3 protein-coding genes are annotated in these 21387 nt (G+C 70.5%); 2 read left to right on the top strand and 1 reads right to left on the bottom strand.

Annotation, left to right across the window (positions count from 1 at the left end; genetic code table 11):
* On the bottom strand, positions 1-7697 hold a 7697-nt coding region (locus tag AB0O15_RS46995), incomplete at its 3' end, for a beta-ketoacyl synthase N-terminal-like domain-containing protein (RefSeq protein WP_364334411.1).
* Between the two features lie 352 nt (positions 7698-8049).
* On the opposite strand from AB0O15_RS46995, the gene AB0O15_RS46990 reads away from it, so the two are divergent.
* Together AB0O15_RS46990 and AB0O15_RS46985 are read left to right on the top strand one after the other, a co-directional pair.
* Positions 8050-12561, top strand: a complete 4512-nt coding sequence (locus tag AB0O15_RS46990; protein ID WP_364334408.1) for an amino acid adenylation domain-containing protein — start codon at positions 8050-8052, stop codon at positions 12559-12561.
* A 4-nt stretch (positions 12562-12565) separates the two neighbouring features.
* The coding region (locus AB0O15_RS46985) for an SDR family NAD(P)-dependent oxidoreductase (RefSeq protein ID WP_364334405.1) at positions 12566-21387 on the top strand (8822 nt) is incomplete at its 3' end.

Below are 21387 nucleotides of genomic sequence, written 5' to 3'. Positions count from 1 at the left end.
CCGAACACCCGATCACCCGGAACCAACCCAGGCACACCAGACCCGACCTCCACAACAACACCGGCAGCCTCACCACCAGCCAACCGGGTGTCATCAACCATCCCCAGCGCCACCACAACATCCCGGAAGTTCAGACCGGCTGCCCTGACGGCGATACGGACATCACCCGGCCGCAGGGGCCGATCCGCGACATCGGTGGGCATCAGGGCCAGATCCTGCAAGGTGCCGGTGCCGGGATGCTGCAACAGCCATCCGCCGCTCTCCGGAACGGCCAACGGCTCAGTGGTCCGGGTCAGCCGCGGCGCCTCCCACCGGCCGCCGCCGACCCGTATCCGAGGTTCGTCCAGCCCGGCCACCGCGGCCAGTCGCTCCGGGTCAAGGGGTTCGTCGCTCTCCACCAGGACGAACCGGCCCGGGTGCTCCGACTGCGCCGACCGGACCAAGCCGGACACCGCCGCCGAGGCCGGCCCGGTCCCGGTGTGCACGATCAACGTGGTGTCGGTGGCCAGCTCGGCTTGGATCGCGTGCAGGGTGCGGGTGGTCAGGGCACGAGCTTCGGTCAGTGGGTCGTCGTGGCCGGGGCGTGCGGTGAAGACCACCACGTCGCCGGTGGGCGCGCCGTCCGCGACGGGGATCTCGGTCCAGGTCACGGTGAGCAGATCGTCGGACTCGATGGTGGCCGGTCGGGTGACCAGCGAGCCGATGGTGGCGACGGGCCGGCCGGTGTCGTCGGCGACCCGCACGCTCCAGCCGCCGGTCGTGGGGGTCACCGCAACGCGCAGCGCCGATGCCCCGGTGGCGTGGACCTGGACACTGTTCCAGGAGAACGGGAGCCGCACCTCCGGTGGTTCGCCGTCGGTCGCGTGCAGCATGCATGTGTGCAAGGCGGCGTCCAGCAGCGCGGGATGCACCCCGAATCGAGCCGCCTCGGGCGCGTCCTGCTCATCGAGGGCGACCTCGGCGTACACGGTGTCCCCGTGACGCCATGCGGCTTGCAGGCCTTGGAACGCGGGCCCGTACTCGTACCCGATCCCGGCCATCCGGTCGTAGAAGCCGGCCACGTCCACCGGCTGTGCCTGAGCCGGGGGCCAGATCCCCAGGCTCGCCCCGGCCGCACCGGGCCGGGAGGCGTTGATCGTGGCGGTGACGTGCCGGGTCCAGCCGTCGGCGTCGTCCGCCCTCGAGTAGACGGTGACCGCGTCCCCGGTGACCGACACCGACAGTTGCACGTCGCCGGTGGCCGGCAGCACCAGCGGCGTGTGGATCACCAACTCGTCGACCAGGTCACGGCCCACCTCGGCGGCGGCCCGGGTCACCAGCTCCACGAATCCGGTGCCGGGGAACAACACACTGCCGCGGACCCCGTGATCGGCCAGCCACGGGTGGGTGGCCAGCGACAGCCGCCCGGTGAGCAGCACACCGTCGGTGTCAGGGACCGCGACCACCGCGCCCAGCAGCGGATGCCGCACCGCGCCGAGCCCAGCCCCCGACACGTCGCCCACCGGCCGAGTCGCATCGCCCCAGTACCGCTGACGCTGAAACGCATACGTCGGGAGGTCGAGGGTCCGCCGGCCGGTGTCGCCGATGACGTGCGGCCAGTCGACGTTCACACCCAGGACGTGGGCCTCGGCGAGCGCGGTGTGCATTCGGGTGATGGTTCCGTCGTCACGGCGCAGGGTGGCGACGGTGACCGCGTCGTCCATCGCCGGTAGCAGCACCGGGCTGGCGCTGACCTCGACGAACACGGTCTCACCCAGCGCCTGCAAGGCTTCCACCGCTGTGTGGAAGCCGACCGGTTGACGCAGGTTGCGGTACCAGTAGTCCCGATCGAGCGGCCCGTCGACCCACGCTCCGTCGACAGTTGAGAACCACGGCACAGTCGGGGCGTGCGAGCCGATGCCAGCGGTGATGTCGAGCAGTTCGGTCTGGATCTGTTCGACGTGTGGGGTGTGCGAGGCGTAGTCCACCGCGATCTTCCGGACCCGGTCGCCCAGCATCTGTTCCACCGCGTCCGGATCACCGGCGATCACCGTCGACGCAGGCCCGTTGTACGCGGCAATCCAAACCCCATCAGCGAGGACGATCTGATCAGCGGGCAACGTCACCGAAGCCATCGCCCCCTGACCCGCCAACCGCTGGCCGATCACATGACTGCGCAACGCCACAACCCGGGCGGCGTCTTGCAGCGAGATCGCACCCGCGACACACGCCGCGGCGATCTCCCCCTGGGAATGGCCGACGACCGCATCCGGATGCACCCCGGCGGCCTGCCACACCGCAGCCAGCGACACCATCACCGCCCAACACGCCGGCTGCACCACATCAACCCGATCGACGACGGCCGGATCGTCCAGAACCGCGAACAAGTCCCAGTCGACGAACTCGCTCAACGCCGCCGCACACTCGGTCATCCGTTCGGCGAACACCACCGACGACTCCCGCAACGCCAAGCCCATACCGAGCCACTGCCAGCCCTGACCCGGGAACACGAACACCACCCGCGGATCCGCCAACGCCGTGCCGCTAACCGTGTTATCGCCCAGCAGCACAGCACGGTGCTCGAACAACGACCGCGTCACCGCCAACGTGGCGGCCACCGCCGAAACATCCACCCCAGGGGCGGCGGTCAGGTAGGCGCGCAGCCGGTTCTCGTAGTCGGCCAACGCCCCCGGCGTCTTCGCGGAGAAGACCAGCGGCATCACCTCGGCCGATGGCGGTTGCGGGGCGGCGGCTGAGGGCTGGGCGGGTGGGCTTTCGAGGATGACGTGGGCGTTGGTGCCACTGACGCCGAAGGAAGAGACACCGGCTCGCCGGGGCCGATCGGTCTCTGGCCAGGGTTGGTTCTCGGTGACCAGCTCCACGGCGCCGGCGGTCCAGTCGACGTGCCGTGACGGCTCATCCACATGCAGGGTTCGCGGCACCACCCCGTGCTGCAGGGCCATCACCATTTTGATGACACCGGAGACACCGGCGGCGGCCTGGGTGTGACCGACGTTCGACTTCAGCGACCCGAGCAGCAGCGGCCGCTCACGGTCCTGGCCGTAGGTGGCGATCAGCGCCTGGGCCTCGATCGGGTCGCCCAGGGTCGTACCCGTGCCGTGCGCCTCGACCACGTCCACCTCGGCGGCCGTCAATCGCGCGTTGGCCAGTGCCTGGCGGATCACCCGCTGCTGAGACGGACCATTCGGCGCCGACAGGCCGTTGGACGCGCCGTCCTGATTAACCGCCGAGCTACGCACGACCGCCAAGACCCGGTGACCCTTGCGCTCGGCGTCGGAGAGGCGCTCGACGAGGAGCACGCCGACGCCCTCGGACCAGCCCGTACCGTCCGCGGTGTCGGCGAAGGCCTTGCACCGGCCGTCAGCGGCCAGGCCGCGCTGGCGGGAGAATTCCACGAAGCTCTGCGGTTTCGCCATCACGGTGACCCCGCCCACCAAGGCCAGCGAGCATTCGCCCTGGCGCAGGGAGTAGCCGGCCTGGTGCAGCGCGACGAGCGACGATGAGCACGCGGTGTCGACGGTGATCGCGGGGCCTTCGAGGCCGAAGAAGTACGACACCCGGCCGGAGAGCACGCTGCCGGCCCCCGCGGTGGCGCCGAACCCCTCGACGTCGGCGCCGTACCCGCCGGAGAAGGCACCCATGAACACGCCGGTGTCGCTGCCGCGTACGGACCCCGGCTCGATCCCGGCCCGCTCGAACACCTCCCACGACGCTTCGAGGATCAGCCGCTGCTGCGGGTCCATCGCGAGGGCCTCACGCGGGCTGATCCCGAAGAACGACGCGTCGAAATCGGCCACCCCGTCGAGGAAGCCACCCCGCACGCAATACGACTTACCGGCCGCATCCGGATCCGGATCGAACAGACCCTCGACATCCCACCCCCGATCGGTGGGAAACGGCGCGATCGCGTCGGTGCCCGACTCGACCAGCCGCCACAGGTCTTCCGGCGAGGACACCCCACCGGGGAGCCGGCACGCCATGCCCAGGATCGCCAGCGGCTCGTCCTGACCCACCGCCGATGCCGGACCGCGGGCCGGCGCCGGCAGCTGACCGGTGCGCAGTTCGTCCAGCCGGGCGGCCAGGGCGGCGGGGGTCGGGTAGTCGAACACCATGGTGGCCGGCAGCCGCAGTCCGGTCGCCTTGGCCAGGCTGTTGCGCAACTCCACCGCGGTGAGCGAGTCGACGCCCATCTCGCGGAAGGTCCGGTCGGGAACAAAGCGATCGGCGCTGGAGAGTCCCAGTACGTCCGTGACGCCGTCGCGGATCGTGTCGAGCATCGCCGCGGACCGGCCGGCCCGGTCCGGTTGTTCCTTGGCGGGCGCGCCGGTCAGGTTCCGGAGGATGGGCGGAAGCGCGCCGGCCGCGGCCAGGGCGCGCAGACCTACGGTGTTCACCCGCATGACGATGTGCGCTGAGCCGGCGGCGGCCATCGCACTGATCAGCAGGTGTCCGGTGACCGTCACCGGATCGGCCTCGGGCAGTCCCCAGGCGATCGTCGTGGCGGGGAGGCCTTGGGCGCGGCGGCTCCGGGCGAGGGCCTCGGCGGAGGCGGGTGCGTTCTGACTGAAGACGACGAACGCGGCAGGGTCGAGGTGTCCGGTGAGCAGGTGCAGCTGCCGGCTCTCGGCGGCGACGGCCGGGCCACCGAGGTGGATCACCGCGGTCAGCGGGCGTTCCGGCGGCACATCGGCCAGCACCCGCGCCAGCGTGGCCGCGTCGGTCAGGTCGCAGACCGCCGTGTCGGCCCCGACGCCTTGCTCGGCCAGGTGCCGGGTCACGACCCGCTTCTCCGCGGCGGAACCGCCCGTGATCAGCACGGTCCCGCCGGGGTCGATCCGCTGGGGAACGGTGAGGACCATCTTGCCGATGTGGCGGGCCCGGCTCATCCAGCTGAACGCCTCGCGAGCCTGCCGGATGTCCCAGGCGAGCAGCGGCAGCGGCCGCAGGTCGCCACGTCGGAACAGCGCGAGCAGTTCGGCCAGGATCTCCCCTAACCGGTCGGGGCCGGCGTCCAGCAGATCGAACGCACGATAGAAGACGTCAAGGTCGCTGCGGATGTCGGTCTTGCCCATCTCCAGGAACCGGCCGCCGTCGGCCAGCACGTCGAGCGAGGCATCGACGAAGTCGCCGCTGAGCGAGTTCAGAACGACGTCGATGCCGCTCTCTCCGGCGAAGGTGTCGCGAAAGGCGGTGGTGCGCGAGTCGGCGATCCTGGCGTCGGGCAGACCGGCCTGCCGCAGGACATGCTGTTTGCCGATGCTCGCGGTGGCGTAGATCTCCGCGCCGAGATGCCGGGCGATCTGGGTGGCCGCCATGCCCACCCCGCCCGCGGCGGCGTGGATCAGCACCGATTCGCCCCGGCCGAGTCCGGCGAGGTCCACCAGGCCGTAGTACGCGGTGGCGAAAACGATCGGCACGGACGCCGCGGTGGCGAACGACCAGTCGCCGGGCATCGAGCCCAGCAGCCGGTGATCGGTGATGGCGACCGGCCCGAACGCGCCGGCGACGAGGCCGAACACCCGATCGCCGGGGGCCAGGTCCGGCACTGCGGAGCCGACCTCGAGCACCACGCCGGCGGCCTCTCCGCCCATCACACCGCCGCCGGGATACGTTCCCAGCGCGATCAGGACGTCGCGGAAATTCAGGCCCGCGGCGCGGACGTCCACCCGTACCTCATGGGGCTCGAGAGCGCGGGTGGCGATGTCGGAGCTCACCAGGGCGAGGTCCCGCAGCGTGCCACTCGGGGACTGTTCGAGCGTCCACGGGCCGTCCGCGGGAAGGGTGAGCGTGCCGTCTCCGGGAGCGGCGGGGCGGGTCAGGCGGGGGACGAGCGGCTTGCCGTCGCGGAGCGCGACCAATGGCTCGCCGAGCTCGGCGAGAGCCGACAGCGGGGCGTCGCCCGGGTCCGCACCGTCGAGATCGATGAGGACGAAGGCGCCGGGGTGCTCGACCTGCATCTGGCGGATCGCGTCCCAGGCCGCCGCGTGCGCCGGCTCCGGGAGGTCGGCCGGCCCGATGCCGACGGCCAGGCGGGTCACCAGGACGAGCGCCGATCGGGTACGCCGCTTGTTGGTCAGCCACGACCGTGCGAGGTCGCTGACCGCACCGGCCAGATCGGTTCCGTCGGCCGGCAGAGCGTCGACCCGGACGACCATCTGACCGTCCAAGGTGGCCGGTCGCGGCGCGTCGAGGGGTATCCATTCCAGCCGGTGCAGGGCGTCGGTGCCGCTGGCCGCCGCCAGCAACTCGGCCGGCATCTCGGTGAGGAGAGTCCGCCGCACCTTGCCGGACGCGGTGCGCGGCACGGCATCGACCCGGTAGAGCTCCTCGGGCACCTTGAAGTACGACAGCCGCTCGCGGCACGCCGCGAACACCTCGTCGGTGTCCAGGTCGTCGTCCGGCACGACGTACAGGACCGGGACCTCACCCAGCACGGGGTGGATCCGGCCCGCGGCCGCCGCGTCCTTCACCCCCGCCACCTCGAGCGCCACGCTCTCGATCTCGTGCGGGTGGATGTTCTCGCCACCGCGGATGATCAGTTCCTTGATCCGCCCGGTGATGGTCACGTGCCCGGTCCCGCTGCGCCGGGCCAGGTCGCCCGTGCGGTACCAGCCGTCCGTGAGCACCTCTCGGGTGGCGTCCGGCTGCCCGTGGTAGCCGATCATCAGACTGGGTCCTTGCGCCCACAGCTCGCCCTCGTCGCCGTCGGCCACGTCGGCGCCGGTGACCGGGTCGACGAAGCGCAGCGTAAGACCGGGGACGGCGACGCCGCACGAGCCGGGAACCCGCGGCCCGCTGAGCGCGTTCACGGTGAGCGAGCCGGTGGTCTCGGTGCAGCCGTAGGTGTCGAGCAGCGGCACCCCGAAGACCTCGGCGAAGCCCTCGATGAGCGAGGCCGGCGCGACGGAGCCGGCGACCAGGCCCATGCGCAGGGCGGAGGTACGGCGTCCGGAGCCGCCGGCGGCACCGAGCAGGTAGCGGAACATCGTGGGTACGCCGACCAGCACGGTGCATGGATGTTTCTCGAGCTCGTCGAGCACCTCCTCGGCGACGAACGTGCTCAGGATCCGCGCGGTCGCCCCGACGGCGGTGGCGGCCAGGAGACACAGGTGCAGGGCGAGGCTGTGGAACAGCGGCGCGGGCCAGAGCAGCACGTCGTTCTCGGTCAGCTCCCACGCGGGCACGTCGCACCACGCCGCCGACCACAGCCCGCTGCCCTGGGTGGACACGACACCTTTCGGGGTGCCGGTGGTACCGGAGGTGTAGAGCATCCAGGCGGCCTCGTCGAGCCCCAGGTCGTCGCGGGCCGGGGTGCTCGGTTCGGCGGCGGCCAGGTCGGCGAAGGACCGGATCTCGGGGGAAGGGGGTTCGGCACCGACCAGGACGACCGCCACAGTGGGGGCGACCCGGCGCACGTTGCCCAGATGGGCGGCATCGGTGATGACGACCACGGCGCCACTGTCGGAGAGGAAATGCGCGATCTCGGCCTCGGCCGCTTCCGGGTTGAGCGGTACGGCGATCGCGGCGGCCCGGGCGATCGCCAGGTAGCTCTCGATCGTCTCGACGCGGTTGCCCAGCAGAATGGCGACCCGATCGCCCCGGCCGGCGCCGATATCCGCCAGGTGCCCGGCGAGCCGTCCGGTCCGCGTCTGCAGACCGGCATGCGTCACCCCGCGCCGCGCATCGATGTACGCCATCTTGTTGCCATAACGTTCCGCATTCGCGCGAAGCAAGTTATGAAGAGGCTTTAACAAATCCGCGCGTGACATGGAAACACCTTTCGGCGAAATGCGCTATCCACGATCCGATTCGGACGATAGCAGGCGCGCTTCGGCGTTCGCCATACCGCGCGACCCCCTAGGTTGATCACCCCCCTAGGCCCGGCTGAGCAGGCCGGACTAGGGGGTTGCGTCGGCTGCGACCCCGGTGTCTCCTGATATTCGGGATGCAAGGAATCCGGAGAGGTGAATGGCTTCTAATAGTCCCCACCCCAGGCCAGATAAATCGAGATTCGCGCTTTCGCGGGCGGAGCGGCAGCGCCGTCGGCCCGTGCGGAACAGCATCCCGCCCGCGGATCGGACCGGACCGCTGCCGGCGTCCTTCGCGCAGCAACGTCTGTGGCTCATGCAGCAGCTCGCGCCCGGGAGCAACGCCTACAACCTGCCGCTGGTCCACCGGCTCCGGGGCGCCCTCGACCGCACAGTCCTGGAATGGGCGCTCGACCTGGTCGTCGGCCGGCACGAGGCGCTGCGGACCGTCTTCGACGCGGAGGACGGCGAGCCGCGCCAGCGGATCCGGCCCGCCGGGACGGTGCGCCTGCGTCGGCTCGACGCCGCGGACGAGACCCACGCCGCCGAGCTGGTCCGGCGCGAGACAGCGGAGCCCTTCGACCTGCACGCCGGTCCGGTGCTGAGAGCCCTGCTGGTGCGGCTCGCGGAGGACGATCACGTGCTGGCTCTCACGGTGCATCATGTGGCCGGCGACGGCTGGTCCCTGGCCGTCCTGCAGATCGAGTTGTCGGCCCAGTACGCCGCCCTGCTGCGCGGCACGCCGGCCGATCTGCCCGAACTCGCCGTGCAGTATGCCGACTTCGCCCAGTGGGAACGGCGGGAACTGTCCGGCGCCGAGCTGGAGAAGCGGCTGTCCTTCTGGCAGGAGAACCTCCGGGACGCCCCGACGGTGCTCGGGCTGCCGACCGACCGGCCGCGACCGGCCCGCGGCGGTTCGGATGCCGGCATGGTTCCCTGGTCCCCGCCGACGGAGCTGGTGGCCGCGGCCCGGACCCTGAGCCGGTCGACGGGCGCCACGCTGTTCATGACGCTGCTGGCGGCCTTCCAGGTGGTGCTGTCACGCCACACGCGCAGCGACGACGTCCTGGTCGGCACCCCGATCGCCAACCGCAACCGCGCGGAGGTGGAGGGGCTGGTCGGCATGTTCGTCAACACCGTGGTGCTGCGCGGCGACCTGTCCGGCGATCCCAGCTTCCGTGAGCTGCTCCTGCGCACCAGGGCGAACACCACGGCGGCGCTGGCGTACGCCGATCTGCCGTTCGACCTGCTCGTCGAGCGGATCGCACCGCGGCGAGACCTGTCGATCAACCCGGTCGTGCAGGTGCTCTTCCAGCTGTTGCCGCAGTTGCCGAACCCGGTCACGCTTCCGGGTGTCACGGCCGAACCGTTCGACACGAATCAGTTCTTCACCCGGATGGACCTGGAGTTTCATGTCTTCGAGGATGCTGCCGCCGACATTCTGACCGGCCATGTCTGGTACCGCCGGGAACTGTTCGACGAAAGCAGCATGAAACATGTGCTGAATCAGGTGACGGCGGTCCTCCGGGGCGCGGTCGCCCACCCGGACAATCCGATTTCCACGATTTCCCTCCGGCCCGGTTCCGGCATCGGACTGCCCCGGGTGGAATCGAATGAAACGGATCGTGTCCTGCCGGTTCATTCGTTGCCGGAATTGCTGGAATCGGCGGCGGACCGGACGCCGGAGGCGATCGCCGTCGTCGACGAACGGGAGTCTCTGACCTATGCCGAACTCGGTCGGCGGGCCAACAGACTCGCGCACCTGGTGCGGGCCAGAGGCGTACGGTCCGGCGCCCTCGTGGGTCTCTGCATCGACCGCGGCGCCGACCTGATCGTGGGCATCCTCGCCATCCTCAAGGCGGGCGCGGCCTACGTACCCCTCGATCCCGAACACCCCCTCGAACGCACCCGCTTCGTTCTCGACGACGCCGGCATCGGCGTGGTGGTCACCCAGCGCAGCTTCCGATCCCGGTTCTCGGAGGTCCGCGACGTCGTCCACCCGGATGATCCGGGCCTGGACGACCAGCCCGACACCGCGCCCGAGGTGGTGCTGGACCGGGACAGCCTGGCGTACGCGATCTACACCTCCGGGTCCACCGGCCGTCCCAAGGCCGTCCTCATGCCGGGCATCTGCGTCGTCAATCTGCTGCTGTGGCAGGAACACACGATGGGCCGCGAGGAGAACAGCCGCACCGCCCAGTTCATCACCGCGACCTTCGACTACTCCGTTCAGGAGATCTTCTCCGCGCTTCTCGGCGGCACGTTGGTCATTCCCCCCGACGACGTCCGGCTCGATCCCGCCCGGCTGGCCCGGTGGATCGACGACAGCCGGATCACCCGGGTCTACGCGCCGACCACGGTGCTGCGCGCCCTGCTCGAGCACGTCGACCCGTACGGCAGTGGCCTGTCGACGCTGCGGCACCTCTGCCAGGGCGGCGAGCCGCTCGTCCTGGACGGCAAGCTGCGCGAGGTGTGCCGGCACCGCCCCCGGCTGCGCGTGCACAACCACTACGGCCCGGCGGAGACCCAGCTGGTGACCGGCTACACGCTGCCCGAGGACGTCGCGAGCTGGCCGGCCACCGCCCCGATCGGGAAGCCGATCGACAACACGCGCATTCACCTGCTCGACGACGCGCTGCGCCCGGTTCCCGACGGCGTACCCGGGCAGATCTGCATCTCCGGGATCGGCCTCGCCCGTGGGTACCTGGCCCGGCCGGAACTGACCGAGCAGCGGTTCATCACCGAGGGAACCGGCGCCGAGCGGCGGATGTACCTCTCCGGCGACCTCGCCCGGCGGCGGCCCGACGGGAACCTCGACTTCCTCGGCCGGATCGACAACCAGGTCAAGATTCGCGGCATCCGCGTCGAGCTCGGCGAGATCGAGGCGGTGCTGGCCGGCCACGCCGCCGTCACCCGGGCCGCGGTCGCCGTCCGGGACGACGACCGCGGCGAGAAGCGGCTGGTCGCCTACGTGGTGAGCGCGGAGAACGCCGGGAAGCTCGCGGTCGAGCTGCGCGAGCACGTCGAGGCGTTGCTGCCCTCCTACATGGTGCCGTCCGCGTTCCTGCTCCTGGCCGAGCTGCCGCTGACGACCAGCGGAAAGACCGATCGGCGGGCGCTACCCGCCCCGGAGACGTGGTCGACGGCCTCGTCCACCCCGGTCGCTCCGCGCGACGAGACGGAGGCCACCGTCTGCGGGATCTACGCGGACGTGCTCGACGTGCGGGACGTGGGCGTGCACGACGACTTCTTCGCTCTCGGCGGCCATTCCCTGCTCGCCTCCCGCGTCGTGTCGCGCATCCGCGCCGTCCTCGGCCGCGACCTGCCGTTGCGTACGCTGTTCGACGAGCGGACACCGGCCCGGATCGCCGAGGCGCTCGGCTCCCTGCCGGCCGGTGACGTGCCCCCGATCGTGCCGCGTTCGCGCACCACGCCGGCCCCGATCTCGCTGGCCCAGCAGCAGATGCTCACCAGCCACGACTCACTGCTCGAGCAGCGGGTCTTTCCCGTCTGCCCGTACGGATTCCGGCTGCGGGGCCACGTCGACCACGCCGCTGTCGACGTCGCGCTGACCCGCATCGTCGCGCGGCACGAACCCCTGCGGACCGGCTTCCGGGACGACGGCCAGGGACTCCAGCAGGTCGTCCGGGAACCCGCACCGGTGACGGCGCACCGTATCGACCTGACCGGCAGCGACACGGCCACGCGGGAGGCCACGGCCGCCGGCCTCGTCCGCGATCACCTCGAGCGTCCCTTCGATCTGGTCGACGGCGTTCTGCTCCGGGCCGTGCTGGTGCGGCTGACCGAGGACGACCACATCCTGCTGCTGGTTCTGCACCACGTCGCCGGCGACGGCTGGTCCTTCGACATCCTCGTCCGCGAATTCTCGGCCCTCTACACCGAACTCGCCGGCGGTCCCCCGGCCGCGCTGCCGGACGTGCCCACGACGTACACCGACTTCGCCCAGTGGGAGCACGATCTGCTGTCCGGATCCGTGCGCGCGGACCACGAGAAGCACTGGCGTCAGCACCTCGCCGGCGCGGTCGCCCTGGACCTGCCCACCGACCGGCCCCGGAAGGTCGCGGCGGCGACCGGGGGCTCGCTCGCCTGGACGATCTCACCCGAGGTGACCTCGGCGGCACGCGGGATCGCGCGGGCCCAAGGCGTCACCTTGTACGAGACCATGCTGGGCGCGTTCATGGTCGCCGCGTCGGGCCTCTCCGGCCGGGACGACATCCTGGTGACCACGCCGTTCGCCAACCGCGGCCGGCCCGAGACCGACAACCTGATCGGCTTCTTCGCGAAGATCGCCGCGCTACGGGTCGGCCTCTCCGACGATCCGACGTTCCACGACGTCCTGCGGCGCGTCCAGGCGGCGATGCTGGGCGCGCATGCTCACCAGGACCTCCCGTACGCCGCGATGCAGGCCACCACACCCGGCCTTCCGCCGCCGCTGGTGCAGTTCCAGCTGATCAGCTCGCTGGCCGCCGACCTCGTCATCCCGGGCGTCGCCAGCGAGCGTTTCTGGACGGTCGACACCAACCTCGCGCTCCCGGAGGGCGAGATCGCGATCTGGCTCTTCGACGACGACAGCGCCCTGCACGGCACTGTCGCCTTCGACGGATCCCTGTTCGATCCGGCCACGATCCGGGGTCTGCTCGCCGCGGTGGAGTCGGCTCTGCGCGTGGTCTCCAGCACCCCCTCGATACGCGTATCCGAGGCATCCGCAGCAATCCGCCACGCGAGGAGCTAGGGCCATGCCCGACCAGGACAAAGTCGTCGAATATCTACGCTGGACGACGGCCGAGCTGCACACGACCCGCGCCAAGCTGCAGGCGGTCACGGCGGCCGGCACCGAACCGCTGGCCATCGTGGGCATGGCGTGCCGGCTGCCCGGCGGGGTCACCTCCCCGGAGGATCTGTGGCGGCTGGTCGAGTCGGGCACGGACGCGATCTCCCGGTTCCCCGATGATCGCGGCTGGGACGTCGAGGGACTGTTCGACCCCGACCCCGATGCGCCGGGCAAGTCGTACTCGGTGGAAGGCGGTTTTCTCGACGCGGTGGCCGATTTCGACGCCACGTTCTTCGGAATCAGCCCGCGTGAGGCCCTCGCCATGGATCCGCAGCAGCGGCTGGTGCTGGAGGCGTCCTGGGAAGCCTTCGAACGAGCCGGCATCGAGCCGGGATCGGTGCGTGGCAGCGACACCGGGGTGTTCATGGGCGCCTACTCCGGCGGCTACGGCATCGGCGCCGACATTCCCGGCCTCGGCGTCACCGCGGGCGCGGTGAGCGTGGTGTCCGGCCGGGTCTCGTACTTCTTCGGCCTGGAAGGTCCCGCGGTCACCGTCGACACCGCGTGCTCGTCGTCCCTCGTCGCCCTGCACCAGGCCGGTCACGCGCTGCGGCGGCGCGAGTGCTCCCTGGCGCTGGTCGGCGGCGTCACGGTGATGGCCACACCGTTCGGTTTCGTGGAGTTCTCCCGGCAACGCGGACTGGCCGCCGACGGCCGCTGCAAGGCGTTCGCGGACACCGCCGACGGCACGAGCTGGTCCGAAGGCGTCGGCGTGCTCGTGGTCGAGCGCCTCTCCGACGCCCGCGCCAAAGGCCACCAGGTGCTCGCGGTGGTACGGGGGTCCGCGGTCAACCAGGACGGCGCCTCCAACGGCCTGACCGCACCCAACGGCCCTTCCCAGCAGCGGGTGATCCAAGCCGCCCTGGCCAACGCCGACCTGGCGCCGCACGAGATCGATGTGGTCGAGGCCCACGGCACCGGTACCCGGCTCGGCGACCCGATCGAGGCCCAGGCCGTGATCGCCACCTACGGCCAGGGCCGCGACGAACCGGTGCTGCTCGGCTCGATCAAGTCCAACGTCGGCCACACCCAGGCCGCCGCCGGTGTCTCCGGTGTCATCAAGATGGTCATGGCCCTGCAGCACGGGGTCGTGCCGCGCACCTTGCACGTGGACGAGCCGACCGAGCACGTCGACTGGACCGCCGGCGCCGTGCGGCTGGCCACCGAGAACCAGCCCTGGCCGGACATGGGACGGCCACGCCGCGCGGCTGTGTCGTCATTCGGGGTGAGCGGCACCAACGCCCACATCATCCTCGAAGGCGTACCCGAAGAGCCGGTACACCCAGGACAGCCCTCGGAGCTGGTGCCGCTGATGATCTCGGCCAAGACGCCGGCCGCGCTGTCGCAGCTCGAGGACCGGCTGCGCGCCTACCTGACCGCTGAAAGCAATCTTTCGGCGGTGGCGTCGACGCTGGCCGAGACGAGGTCGTTGTTCGAGCACCGCGCGGTTCTGCTCGGCGACGACACCATCAGGGGAACGGCACAGCCAAACCCTCGCGTGGTGTTCGTGTTCTCCGGCCAAGGTTCGCAACGCGCCGGTATGGGTGACGAGCTGGCGGCTGCCTTCCCGGTCTTCGCGAAGATCCGCCAGCAGGTGTGGGACCTGCTCGACGTCCCGGATCTGGATGTGGATGACACGGGTTTCGCGCAGCCGTCGTTGTTCGCGTTGCAGGTCGCGTTGTTCGGCCTTTTCGAGTCTTGGGGGGTACGGCCGGATGCGTTGATCGGGCACAGCGTTGGTGAGCTGGCGGCTGGTTATGTGTCCGGGATCTGGTCGTTGGAGGATGCCTGCACGCTGGTGTCGGCCCGCGCCCGGTTGATGCAGGCCTTGCCGCCCGGCGGGGCCATGGTCGCTGTCCCGGTGTCCGCGCAGCAGGCCCGGGCGGTGCTGACCGATGGGGTGGAGATCGCCGCGGTCAACGGCCCGTCCTCGGTGGTGCTCTCCGGTGATGAAGAGGCGGTGTTGCACGCGGCGGCCGCGCTGGGTGGCCGGTGGAAGCGCCTGGCCACCAGTCACGCGTTCCACTCGGCCCGGATGGAACCCATGCTCGACGAGTACCAGGCCGTCGCCGAACAGCTCACCTACCAGACCCCCCGGATCCCGATGACCGTCGGGGACGGGCCCGAGTACTGGGTACGGCAGGTCCGCGAGACAGTCCGATTCGGTGACCAGGTCGCCGCCCATGACGGCGCGATCTTTGTCGAACTCGGGCCCGACCGCAGCCTCGCCCGGCTCATCGACGGCATCGCGACGCTCGACCGTGACGACGAACCACGGGCCGCGCTCACCGCCTTGGCCGAGCTGCATGTGCGCGGCGTGAACGTCGACTGGCCGTTGACGTCCGGGCAGCGGGTGCTGGACCTGCCGACCTACGCGTTCCAGCGTCAGCGGTACTGGATCGACAGCGCCGCCGGGCCCACCGGCGCGGGCCATCCACTGCTGGGATTGCCGGTAGAGCTGGCCGAGTCGGATGGGGTGCTGTTCACCTCGACGGTGTCGCGTCGCAACGAACCGTGGCTGCGGGACCAGAGCACCCTGCCCCCGGCCGCCTTCGCCGAAATGGCCCTGGCCGCCGCCGACGAGACCGGACACACCCAGGTCGAGGAACTCACCGTAGAGCTGCTGCCCGCCCTCCTCGACGACCGCGCCCTGCGGATGCAGACCTGGATCAGCGACGGCCGGCTCACCATCCACGCCCGCTACGCCGACAACCAACCCTGGACCCGGCTGGTCACCGCCCACCTGACCGGCGCCACGCCCGCCGCCGGACACCACGAGGACGACTGGCCTCCCGGCACGGCGACACCGATCGAGACAACCGGGCCGGCGGTACGGTCGGCATGGCGTCGCGGCAAAGACCTTTTCGCCGACGTCGCCCTGGACGACAGCGAGGACCCCGTCCGATACGCCTTACACCCGGCGCTGCTGACCGCCGCCCTCAGCCTCGCCGGCGATGATGCCGCCGCCGGCTGGCGGAACCTGAGCCTGCACGCGGGCAACGCCACCGAGCTACGGGTCCGGGTCACCTCGAACGGCGACGGCACCCTGACCATCGGCGCCACCGACGGCACCGGCCGGGCCGTCCTGTCCGCCTCGACCGTCACGCCGGGTGCCATCCCCGTGTTCGCACCTACCGCGACCGCCGACGACGACCTGTTCACCGTGACCTGGACCGAGGTGCCGACCCCTGAAGAGTCGCCGATCCCCGATGCGGTGGTCTTCACTGCCCGTCCGGACGGCGCCGATGACCCGTTGGCGCAGGCCCGCCGTCTGACCACCCAGACTTTGCAGGCCATCCACGACGCGCTGACCGCCGACCACACCCTGATCGTGCACACCGGAACCGGGCTGGCCTCGGCCACGGTATCCGGCCTGGTCCGCTCCGCCCAATCAGAACATCCCGGCCGATTCGTCCTGGTGGAAAGCGACGGCTCGCTCGACCCGCAGCAACTGGCCAAGACCGTCGGCCTGGACGAACCACGACTGCGATACCTCAACGGCCGGTGGGAAGCACCCCGATTGACCCGGGTCACCGCCGGGCCGTCCCAGACAGCCTGGGATCCCGACGGCACAGTGCTGATCACCGGCGCGTCCGGCGGACTCGCCGGCATCCTCGCCCGCCATCTGGTGACCAAGCGTGGTGTGCGCCGTCTCCTGCTGCTGTCCCGCACCACCCCGGCCGGCATCGAGGAGCTGGACGCCCACGTCGACGCCATCTCATGCGATGTGTCGGACCGGGCCGCCCTGGCCCACGCACTCGCGCAGGTGCCACCGGAACATCCCTTGACTGCTGTGATCCACACCGCCGGGGTGGTCGACGACGGCGTCATCGAATCACAGACCCCGCACCGCCTCGACACCGTCCTGCGACCGAAAGCTGATGGCGCCTGGCACCTGCACGAACTCACCCAAGACAGCAACCTCGCCGCGTTCATCATGTACTCGTCCGCCGCCGCAGTGCTCGGCTCCCCGGGCCAAAGCAACTACGCGGCCGCCAACGCCTTCGTGGATGCCCTGGCCGAACAACGCCGTGCACAGGGCCTGCCCGGACTGTCGTTGGCCTGGGGCATGTGGGAACAGACCAGCGGTATGACCGCCCAGCTCACCGACACCACCCGCGACCGGCTCCGCCGCAACGGAATACGCCCGATCACCGTCGAGCAGGGCCTGCACCTGTTCGACACCGCGACCGGCCACGACGAGCCGCTCCTGGTCGCCGCACCCATGAACCCGACGGTCGACGCCGAGATACCCGCACTGCTGCGCTCGATACACCGCCCCACCGCCCGCCGCGCACCAGCCGTCGACCCCGACCTGACCCCCGCCGAACGCGAACAAGCCCTGCTCAAGACCGTCCGCGACAGCGCAGCTGCGGTGCTGGGCTACACCGACGCCATCCCCGTCACAGGCTCGTTCAAAGACCTCGGCATCGACTCACTGACCGCAGTCGAACTGCGCAACAGCCTGGCCACAACCACCGGCCTACGGCTACCCGCCACCCTGGTGTTCGACTACCCCACCCCCGCCACCCTCGCCACCCGCCTGGGCGAGCTACTCACCGGCACAGCGTCAACCCCCGCCCGCCGACCCACAACCACCGCGGCCCCCAACGAGCCGCTCGCCATCGTGGGCATGGCCTGCCGACTCCCCGGCGGGGTCTCCTCACCGGAAGACCTGTGGCGCCTGGTCGAATCGGGCACCGACGCCATCGCACCCTTCCCCACCGACCGGGGCTGGCCGGACGTCACCGACACCTCACACTCCCAGCACGGCGGCTTCCTGCACACCGCAGCCGACTTCGACGCCGCGTTCTTCGGCATCAGCCCCCGCGAAGCCCTCGCCATGGACCCGCAGCAACGGCTGATCCTCGAAGCATCATGGGAAGCCTTCGAACGGGCCGGCATCGAGCCGGGAACCGTTCGGGGCAGCGACACCGGGGTATTCATGGGCGCCTACTCCGGCGGGTACGGCATCGGCGCCGATCTGGCGGGCTTCGGTGCCACCTCCGGCGCCACGAGTGTGCTGTCCGGCCGGGTGTCGTACTTCTTCGGCCTCGAAGGCCCCGCGATCACCGTCGACACCGCGTGCTCATCGTCGCTGGTCGCGCTGCACCAGGCCGGGCATGCGCTGCGTCAGGGCGAGTGCTCGATGGCCCTGGTCGGCGGCGTCACCGTGATGGCCACACCCGACATCTTCGTCGAGTTCTCCCGCCAGCGCGGCCTGGCCGCTGACGGCCGGTGCAAGGCCTTCGCCGACGCGGCCGACGGTACGGGCTGGTCCGAAGGCGTCGGCGTGCTCCTCGTCGAGCGCCTCTCCGAAGCCCAAGCGAAAGGTCACCGGGTCCTGGCCGTCGTCCGTAGCTCGGCGGTCAACCAGGACGGCGCCTCCAACGGCCTCACCGCGCCCAACGGGCCCTCCCAGCAACGCGTCATCCAAGCCGCACTCAGTAACGCGGGCCTGGCACCCCGCGAGGTCGACGTGGTCGAGGCCCACGGCACCGGCACCACCCTGGGCGACCCCATCGAGGCCCAAGCAGTCATCGCCAGCTACGGCCAGGACCGTGAGCGGCCGCTGCTGCTCGGATCACTGAAGTCGAACGTCGGTCACACCCAGGCCGCCGCCGGTGTCTCCGGTGTCATCAAAATGGTCATGGCCCTACAGCACGGGGTAGTACCGCGAACCCTGCATGTCGATGAGCCCTCACGGCACGTCGACTGGACCGCCGGCGCCGTGCGGCTGGTGACCGAGAACCAGTCGTGGCCGGACACCGGCCGCCCGCGCCGGGCAGCAGTGTCCGCCTTCGGGGTCAGTGGAACGAACGCTCATGTCATCCTCGAAAGCCCACCCAACCAACCCCCAGCCACCCCTCACGAGCCGGCACACGAACCCACGCCGCTGGTCATCTCCGCCAAGACGCCGGGGGCGTTGGCCGACTACGAGAACCGGCTGCGCGCCTACCTGACCACCCCCGGGGTCGATGTGTCGGCGGTGGCCGCCACCCTGGCGGTGACACGGTCGCTGTTCGAGCACCGTGCTGTGCTGCTGGGCGATAACACGGTTAGCGGCACGGCGTTGGCGGATCCGCGGGTGGTGTTCGTGTTCCCGGGTCAGGGCTGGCAGTGGCTCGGTATGGGCTTGGCGTTGCGGGAGTCGTCGGTGGTGTTCGCCGAACGGATGACCGAGTGCGCGGCGGCGTTGAGCGAGTTCGTCGACTGGGACTTGTTCGCGGTTCTGGACGATCCGGCCGTCGTCGATCGGGTTGATGTGGTGCAGCCGGCGTGTTGGGCGGTGATGGTGTCGCTGGCTGCGGTGTGGCAGGCCGCCGGGGTGCATCCGGATGCGGTCGTCGGCCATTCCCAGGGGGAGATCGCCGCGGCGTGTGTCGCGGGTGCGATCTCGCTGCAAGACGCCGCCCGGGTTGTGGCGTTGCGCAGTCGTCTGATCGGCCAGCGGTTGGCGGGTCAGGGGGCGATGGCTTCGGTGACGTTGCCCGCTGATCAGATCGTCCTCGCTGATGGGGTTTGGATTGCCGCGTACAACGGGCCTGCGTCGACGGTGATCGCCGGTGATCCGGACGCGGTGGAACAGATGCTGGGCGACCGGGTCCGGAAGATCGCGGTGGACTACGCCTCCCACACCCCACACGTCGAACAGATCCAGACCGAACTGCTCGACATCACCGCCGGTATCGGCTCGCACGCCCCGACTGTGCCGTGGTTCTCAACTGTCGACGGAGCGTGGGTCGACGGGCCGCTCGATCGGGACTACTGGTACCGCAACCTGCGTCAACCGGTCGGCTTCCACACAGCGGTGGAAGCCTTGCAGGCGCTGGGTGAGACCGTGTTCGTCGAGGTCAGCGCCAGCCCGGTGCTGCTACCGGCCATGGACGACGCGGTCACCGTCGCCACCCTGCGCCGTGACGACGGAACCATCACCCGAATGCACACCGCGCTCGCCGAAGCCCACGTCCACGGCGTGAACGTCGACTGGCCGCACCTCATCGGCGACACCGGCCGGCGGACCCTCGACCTCCCGACCTACCCGTTCCAACACCACCGCTACTGGATCAGCGCGGCGACCGTCTCCGACGGCGGGCTGCGGCATCCCCTGCTCGACACCCTCGTCGAGCTCCCGGGCACCGACGGCGTCGTGCTCACCGGGCGGGTCTCGCTGGCCACCCACCCCTGGCTGGCCGACCACCAGATCCGCGGCAACATCCTGCTGCCCGGCACCGCCTTCGTCGAACTCGTCACTCGCACCGCCGCCGAGGTCGGCCGCGATGTCATCGATGAACTCGTCATCGAGACACCACTCGTGCTCCCGGCCACCGGAAGCGTGCAACTCTCCGTGTCGGTCGCCGGCGACACAGTCACCGTCCACTCGAAGACGGACGGCAGCAGCGACTGGACCCGACACGCCACCGCCACCATCAGCACCTCCCCGCCCACAGCCGTCCCGCCCGATGCCGTCGTCTGGCCGCCGGCCGAGGCCGAGCCGATCGACGTCACCGACTTCTACCCCCGGCTGACCGCCGACGGCTACCACTACGGACCCGCCTTCCAAGGCCTGCAAGCCGCATGGCGCCACCACAACACCATCTACGCCGACATCAGCCTCGCCGAAGCCCAAGCCCAGGACGCCACCCACTACGCCGTGCACCCCGCCCTGCTCGATGCCGCCCTGCACGCCTGCATGCTCCACGCCCCGGAAACCCAGCGGGAAGTGCGGCTGCCGTTCTCCTGGAACCAGGTGCGGGTCCACACCACCACCGGCCCGACCATGCTGCGCGCCGCGGTCACCCCCCAGCAGGACGGCTTCACCATCCGGCTGGCCGACGACACGGGCCGACCTGTCGCCACCATCGGGGCGCTGACCACCCGGCCGGTCGCCGGGGAGTCCGACGACCTGTTCACCCTGACCTGGACCGAAGTCTCGGCCCCGGAGGGCGTGCCCGCATCCGACGTGGTGGTGTTCACCGCACACCCCGACGGTGGCGACCCGCTGACCGAGGCTCGTGCCCTGACCACCCGAACCCTGCAGGCGATCAAAGACGGGCTCGCCTCGGACAGCACCGTGGTCGTACACACCGGGACCGGATTGGCCTCCGCGGCGGTATCGGGCCTGATCCGGTCCGCGCAGTCCGAACACCCGGGCCGGTTCGTCCTGGTGGAAAGCGACGACCCCCTCGACCCGGCACACCTGAACACAGCCACCGGGCTCGACGAACCCCGACTGCGAGTCACCGACGGCCGATGGGAAGCACCACGCCTCACCCGCGCACACCCCGGCCCGCTGACCATCCCCGACACCGAGACCTGGCAGCTGCAACTACCCCGAAGCGGCACCCTGCAAGACCTCACCCTCACCGCGGTTCCGCAACGACCCCTGCAAACCGGTGAGGTCCGCATCGCCGTCCGCGCCGCGGGGTTGAACTTCCGCGACGTTGTCGTGGCGCTGGGTATGGTCGACGACAACCGGTTGGCGGGTGGTGAAGCCGCCGGCATCGTCCTGGAAACCGGCCCCGGGGTGGACGACCTGTCCCCCGGTGACCGTGTCTTCGGCTTGGTCGAGGGCGGTTTCGGCCCGGTCGCGGTCACCCAGCGCCGGCTGCTGGCCACCATCCCGGAGCACTGGTCGTACACCACGGCGGCATCCATCCCGGTCGCCTTCGCCACCGCCTACTACGGACTGGTCGACCTCGCCGGCCTCAGCCAGGGCGAGTCGGT

The organism is Actinoplanes sp. NPDC089786 (assembly GCF_040684855.1).
Classification (GTDB): Bacteria; Actinomycetota; Actinomycetes; order Mycobacteriales; family Micromonosporaceae; genus Actinoplanes.
Note: the sequence above shows the minus strand (reverse complement) of the source record. Positions and strands in the feature narration are given on the sequence as shown.